Genomic DNA, 7,076 nt, shown 5'->3' with positions numbered 1-7,076 from the left:
CTGCAGGGAAGCGGTAAAACAACACTGGCCGCTAAACTGGCTGGTTTTTATCAGCAAAAAGGAAGAAATCCGTTGCTGGTAGCCTGCGATATTTACCGTCCGGCTGCTATCGAACAGATTAAAGTGCTCGGACAACAGATAAATGTCAGTGTTTACAGCGAAGATGACAATAAAGATCCGGTAAAAATAGCTCAGAACAGCCTGGCTTATGCCCGCAACAATGGCAAAAACCTTGTTATCATTGATACGGCAGGGCGACTCTCCATTGACGAGCAGATGATGAAAGAAATTGAGCAGTTAAAGAAAGCAGTCAATCCTTCAGAAACGCTGTTTGTCGTGGATTCCATGACGGGTCAGGATGCCGTCAATACGGCCAAAGCTTTTAATGATGTGCTTGATTTTGATGGAGTGGTACTCACAAAACTGGATGGAGACACCAGAGGAGGTGCCGCTATTTCCATTCTGAAAGTGGTGAACAAACCCATCAAGTTTGTCAGTATTGGTGAAAAACTGGATGCCATCGATATATTTTATCCCGACCGAATGGCCAGCAGGATATTGGGAATGGGTGACATAGTGTCGTTTGTCGAAAAAGCGCAGCAGGTGTTTGACGAGCAGGAAGCAAGGAAAATGCAGAAAAAACTGAGGCAGAATGTATTCGATTTCAATGATTTATTGCAGCAGCTGCGTCAGGTCAAAAAGATGGGAAATATCAAAGACATGCTGAGCATGATTCCGGGCATGGGGAAGGCAATAAAAAATCAGGATATTGATGAAAAATCGCTGGTTCATCTGGAAGCCATCATCCTGTCGATGACCCCGAAAGAAAGGGCAAATCCGGCTATTTTAAATGGAGTCAGAAGAAAACGCATTGCTGAAGGAAGCGGAACAAGCATTCAGGAAGTTAATCAGTTGGTAAAGCAACTGGAAGAGATGCGGAAAATTATGAAAAAAATGAATACCTCATCACTAAAGGGAAAAATGGCTCCAAGATTCCCTTTTAATTAATTTGGTAAACAAATTAATTGCACCGAAATTTGCAGGAAAATAAAATCATTAAAATTTTAGATTAAATGGCAGTTAAAATCCGCTTACAAAGAAAGGGGAGAAAAAAAGCACCATATTATTATGTTGTTGTTGCGGATTCCCGCTCTCCCAGGGATGGCAGGTTTATCGAAAAAATAGGATTCTATAATCCTTTACCAAAACTTGCCGAGGTCAGCATTGATACCGATAGAGCAATTTATTGGTTAAATCAGGGGGCAAAGACCACAAAAACAGTCCGCAATATTTTATCAAAACATGGCGTCCTTTACAAAAAGCATTTGCTCAGGGGTGTGAGCATGAATATCCTCACACAGGAAGAAGCTGATGCAAAATATGCTGAGTTTCTGAAGCAGAAACAGGAAAAATATGCTGAAGCACTTAGAAAGCTTGAAGCTGAAGGACAGAAAGAACTTCAGAAACGAAATGAAGCTGAAGCTAAAATCAATGAGAGCAGGATGAAAAAGATTCAGGAGAAAAGAAGAAAAGCTCTTGAATCCGGACAGTCCGAAGCACCTCAGGCAGAGCCTAAACAGGAATAAAATTTTTATCTGATTTCATGGTTTACCTTTAATGGGATGTTTGAAGATGAACTGATACATGTTGGTTTTGTATCAAAAACCCATGGATTTTCAGGCATTTTCAGAATTAATTTTCTTCCTGTTTTTCGGTTATCTTCTCCTTTAAAAGGCTTTATATTTATTGCTGTTCACAATAAACCTGTGCCTTTTCATATTCTGGAAGTCAGGGAATACAGCGAAAGTTATATTCTCATCAGAACCGAAGAAATAACTTCAAAAGAGCAGGCGGCTGCCTTTGGCGGAATGAAGGTTCTGTTAAAGAAAAAAAATCTTCAGCGTTATCTGAAGGAAGGCTGGCAGGAATTACAATTGACCGGTTACCTTGTTGTCAATCAGCATCATGAAGAAACCGGCAGGGTTGTAGCAGTTGAAAAAACACCCGCTCATTATCTGCTTGTACTCGATGACGAACGGCTTATCCCTTTTCATAGTGATTTAATTATCAATATTATAGAGGAAGAAAAAACTTTAATCATGAACCTTCCTGAAGGACTTGACTGATATGGAAGAATTTTACCCTGGCGATAAAGTCGAATTTGTTGACGACAATACAAGAGGAGTCGTTGCGGCTATTGTGGATAAAAACCTGCTGATGGTTACCCTTGAAAATGGACTGACTATCCCTGTTATAAAAACACAGGTCATCAAAATTACTGGTACGGCAACTAAACCGCAAAGCCTTGAGGAGAAGTATGAGGTGATTGAAAAAAAACAGGATACCTCAGATGTAAATCAGGCAGAGGCTGTAAAACTGGCTTTCCTTCCTGACGAAACCAACCGGCAATACAGCTTGTTTTTGATCAATAATACGGGAGATGGTTTGTTTTTTACCTTGTATCAATCTTCAGACGCAGGTCTGAAGTTGACAGCCAAAGGAGAGTTGAATGCAGGAGGTTTTGTTTTGCTGGTAACATTTAAAAAAGTTTCCGCCAATAAATTACCTGATTTTACACTTTGCCTGCTCAGATATAAATTCCATGTAACTGAATTAATAAAGCCGGTTATTTTTACCCTAAAACCTACTGAAGAAGGGCTTTCGAGAAAGAAAGAATATGTCAGGGAGATTGGGAAGGAGGCTTCTGTGGTTTATATCATTAAAAATGAAGTTAAGTTTTCGGACAGCAAGCTGGAATTACCTGAAAAAAGGACAAAAGAAAGGATTCAGGTTGAAAAACCTCCCGATGTTGTTGATTTACACATAGAAAAAATTTGTGAGGATTATCAGAAGATGACGAGGGCACAAATATTTGAATATCAGTACAATTATTTTATCAATGCCCTTGAAAAAGCACATGCTTTTAAATACAGGCGGATAATATTCATACACGGAATAGGTGTAAGCAGTTTAAAAAGCAGGATAACCGACTATCTGAAAAAGCAGGATTACGTAAAAGCCTTCAGGGATGCAGATGTATTTACGTATGGCTATGGGGCTACGGAAGTTGAGTTTAAATGAACAGAAATGCTTGCCAACGCATTTTATATTTCATCAGTTGATTGGGAATCAGCAATTTGGAATAGCTTTCGGCATTCCCTCATCCGAATAGTGGTCTGGCATTTTTGCGGATAAAGGCTGAATACTGCATAACTGCATTTCCTCCTGAATATGCTTTATTCCTCCGTATTATTCCCAGAAATCATGGATATTTGCAGAATTAAGAATTTGATGATGAAGCATGGATTCCTATTAATAATTTTAATTCATCTGGTTTTTTTTAACGGATTGTCTCAAAAAGCTTACAGAGTTTATCTGAAAGACAAGGGAGATGCTGATTTCAGGCCGGAACAGTTTTTTGATTCAAAAGCTATTGAAAGGAGGGAACTACAATCTATTCCTTGGGAAGAGACAGATAAGCTGGTTTTTCAGCCATATCTTGCAGAAATTCAGGCGATTGCCGACAGCACAGGATGTGTCAGCCGTTGGTTTAACTTTATCAAAGTTTATATTTCTTCCGACAGGCAGCTCGATAAAATTACAGCTTTACCTTTTGTTTCAGGTGTCGAACTATCAGAACCTGTTCCAATGCTGGTAACGGAGAATAAATCCTCATACGAACCGTATGATTTTTTCTTACTGGAGCGTCAGGTCAGGAGAATGGGAAGTCAATATTTTGAGGAAAACGGGCTGGATGGAAAAGGAATCCGTATTGCCATTTTCGATGCCGGATTTCCGGGGGTTGACCAGCATGAAGCCTTTGAAGAAATAAGGGAAGAAGGAAGAATCATTAAAACATGGGATTTTACAAAGAAAAAGGAGAACGTTTACACAGGCAATTCACACGGGCGTCAGACTTTTGCCTGTGTGGGGGGAAAATATAATGGTCTGAAAATAGGACTTGCAACGGGGGCAGAGTTTTTACTTGCCAGAACAGAAGTGAGCGGAGAACCTTTTTCAGAGGAAGAATGGTGGCTGGAGGCTGCTGAATGGGCCGACCAGAATGGTGCAGATATTATCAACAGTTCGTTGGGCTATACTTACCAGCGTTATTTCACCAAAAATATGGATGGGAAAAGCAGCCTGGTGGTCAAAGCAGCGAATATGGCAGCCCGAAAAGGTATCCTGGTGGTGAATTCTGCCGGAAATGAAGCCGACAGCAGATGGAAATATATTATTACCCCGGCAGATGGCGACTCTGTGCTGGCAGTCGGAGGAATCGATCCTGATGAAGATTACCATATCGGTTTCAGTTCATTAGGTCCTACAGCCGATAAAAGATTGAAACCCAATGTTTGTGCCTATGGTAGAGTGCAAACTGCCGGAAATGTTGATTTGACAGTCAGTGAAGGGACTTCTTTTTCGTCTCCGCTGGTGGCAGGATTTGCTGCCTGTGCCTGGCAGTCGGACAGGAATCTGACCAATATGGAGTTATTTCATAAAATTGAAGAATCCGGTCATCTTTTCCCTTATTTCGACTATGCTCATGGATATGGTGTTCCTCAGGCTTCTTATTTTGTTTATGGCATGCCGGAACCAGTCAAAACCTTTGATACCATTGATATGGAGAACTCATTCAAAGTTATTGTCAGACCTGGAAATTTCAATTATACCGACTGGTTGGGAAATATGAACCTTTTGTATTACCATATAGCAGATAATACTGGTATTTTAACTGAATATCACGTAGTTAAAGTGATTGAAAAAGAAGTTCTGACTTTTAATAAATCAGATTTTGACAAGGGGAATATTTTACGGATTCATTTCAGAGGTTATACACGGGAATTCAAGTTTTAAGATGAAAAAAATATTGATAATCATCACATTGAGTATGACTGGCTTTCTTTCTTTCGGCCAGGTCAGGCTTTTTTCAGAAGAAGTTGAAGACTTCAGCAGGGATAAAGGTTTTGGTCCGAATCAGAAACACTATGTTCAGTTTTTATTTACTTACGGATCGTATTTTGGGAAAAGTAATCCGGGAGCGGTGGTGAATCCTTTTGTGTCCACTTATTTTTCTTTAAACCTGAGGTACAAACTTAAACTGAGCAGGAATTTTGCATTGGGCAGCGAGCTTGAATTTCCTTTCAGCAGTTTTCATCTTTCTCAGGAACAAGGGAAAATTTTTCCCGATACCATATTGCATTTGAATGAAAGGATTGAAGTGAATGAAATAAGAGGAAGCCTGTATTTTCGGGTTAATTTCAATAAAAGACGCGGGGAATATCTGGGTACTTTTGCCGATGTAGGTATGAAAAGCGGCTGGATATATGCTTTTTACCATCATACACTTGATAAAACAAACGGAATTAAGGTTCATACCACCTATAACGGTTACGATTTTTATAAACCACTGATAAATTATTGGTATATTCGCCTTGGATTTGATAAAGTATCTTTTATCTTAATGAAAAGATTTTCATCGTTTTTTAAACCATCAGTTGCGTATCCCGACCTGATAAAATATTCAGCTGGAATTGAATACAGTTTTTAGTGATGAAACTGAATACTGACAATTATGCCCCTATATGTCTGTTTGTTTACAACAGACCCGAACATACCCTTAAAACATTGAACAGTCTGAAAAATGCCCAGCTGGCAAAAGACAGCCGTTTGTTTATTTTTGCGGACGGACCCAAACACGGTCTCAGCATTGAGCAAATCCTCAATATTGAAAAAGTCAGGAAAATTATTCGCAGCGAAATATGGTGCCGGTCGGTCGAAATTATTGAAAGTGAAAAAAACAAAGGGCTTTCAAAATCAATTATTTCAGGTGTTGAATATGTGATCAGCCGTTATGGCAAGGTGATAGTGCTGGAAGATGACCTGATATTGTCTGCTGGTTTTCTGGAATACATGAATGAAGCGTTGTTGCTGTATGAGAATGAAGAAAAAGTAATGCATATTGCAGGATTTATTCCACGGCTGAAAGGAGATTTCGGGGAAACATTCTTTTATCCTGTACCGACCTGCTGGGGTTGGGCTACCTGGAAAAGGGCATGGGAACATTTTAATCCCTCTGCTGCTGAACTATTACCAAAAGTGCTCGAAAAAGGAAAATACCGTTTTGATATTAACCGGAGCGTCAATTATGTCAGGATGCTGAAAAAGAATATGAAAGGCTATGTCAATTCATGGTTTATCCGCTGGTATGCCAGTATTTATCTCATGGATGGCCTTTGTCTGCACCCCGGCAAATCATTGGTCGCCAATACCGGAATCGACAGGTCTGGGGTTAACTCCTACCGGTCGGATGCTTTCGATACAGACCTTGCTGATTCGGTCAAATTAGAGAAAATTGAATTGAAAATTTCTCAGAATGCATACCGGGCCTTTGTCAGATTTAACTATAAAGTTAAAATGAAGCATTTGCCGGAATATCTCTGGCGACTGGCTACCAACCGTATTAAAACGTAGAAAATGAAGGGGGAATTACCTGAAATATCCATCATTACGGTCGTTTTCAATGCAGAGGAACATATTGAGCGGACGATAAAAAGCATCCTTCATCAAAGCAGGCATCATTTTGAATACCTGATTATTGACGGAGGTTCAACGGATACAACCCTTGATATTCTTGAAAAATACAGGAAACAAATAGATGTTTTGGTCAGTGAACCTGATGAAGGGCTGTATGATGCCATGAACAAGGGCTTGAAAATGGCGAAAGGCAGGTTTGTCTGGTTTATCAATGCCGGAGATGAAATTGCTGATAATGAAGTGATTGATAAGATCTCACCGTATCTCTCTCAGGCCGACATCCTGTACAGTGATACCCTTGTGATAGACAGAGACGGAAAGGAAATCGGGCTTTTAAGTAAGCTGACACATAACAATGCACCGGAGCAACTGAACTGGAAAAAGATGCGTTACGGGATGGTGGTTTGCCACCAGAGTTTTATTGTCAGGCGGGAAATAGCACCTTTTTTTGATTTAAAATACAGATTAAGTGCTGATATTGACTGGGTGATCAGCTGCCTGAAAAAGAGCAAAAAGGTGATAAAAACGCCTTTTATTCT

General features: G+C 39.9%; 8 protein-coding genes. All 8 read left to right on the top strand.

Annotated features, from left to right (window positions below):
• The coding region (ffh, locus tag GX437_10030) for a signal recognition particle protein (GenBank protein ID NLJ07995.1) at positions 1-1,008 on the top strand (1,008 nt) is incomplete at its 5' end.
• 65 nt (positions 1,009-1,073) lie between these two features.
• Positions 1,074-1,586, top strand: a complete 513-nt coding sequence (gene rpsP / locus GX437_10025; protein NLJ07994.1) for a 30S ribosomal protein S16 — start codon at positions 1,074-1,076, stop codon at positions 1,584-1,586.
• Positions 1,587-1,622: 36 nt separating this feature from the next.
• Entirely contained in the window at positions 1,623-2,126 is a 504-nt protein-coding gene (locus tag GX437_10020) for a hypothetical protein (GenBank protein NLJ07993.1), read from the top strand.
• A 1-nt stretch (position 2,127) separates the two neighbouring features.
• On the top strand, positions 2,128-3,081 hold the full coding sequence (locus tag GX437_10015; GenBank protein ID NLJ07992.1) for a hypothetical protein: 954 nt from the start codon (positions 2,128-2,130) through the stop codon (positions 3,079-3,081).
• A 210-nt stretch (positions 3,082-3,291) separates the two neighbouring features.
• Positions 3,292-4,857, top strand: coding sequence for a S8 family serine peptidase (locus GX437_10010; GenBank protein ID NLJ07991.1), 1,566 nt, complete (start codon positions 3,292-3,294; stop codon positions 4,855-4,857).
• A gap of 1 nt (position 4,858) precedes the next feature.
• Complete coding sequence (locus GX437_10005) at positions 4,859-5,551, top strand: hypothetical protein (GenBank protein NLJ07990.1); 693 nt, start codon at positions 4,859-4,861, stop codon at positions 5,549-5,551.
• A gap of 2 nt (positions 5,552-5,553) precedes the next feature.
• Positions 5,554-6,474, top strand: coding sequence for a glycosyltransferase family 2 protein (locus GX437_10000; GenBank protein NLJ07989.1), 921 nt, complete (start codon positions 5,554-5,556; stop codon positions 6,472-6,474).
• Between the two features lie 3 nt (positions 6,475-6,477).
• On the top strand, positions 6,478-7,076 hold a 599-nt coding region (locus GX437_09995; protein NLJ07988.1), incomplete at its 3' end, for a glycosyltransferase.

The organism is Sphingobacteriales bacterium (genome assembly GCA_012517435.1).
GTDB lineage: Bacteria > Bacteroidota > Bacteroidia > CAILMK01 > JAAYUY01 > JAAYUY01.
Note: the sequence above shows the minus strand (reverse complement) of the source record. Positions and strands in the feature narration are given on the sequence as shown.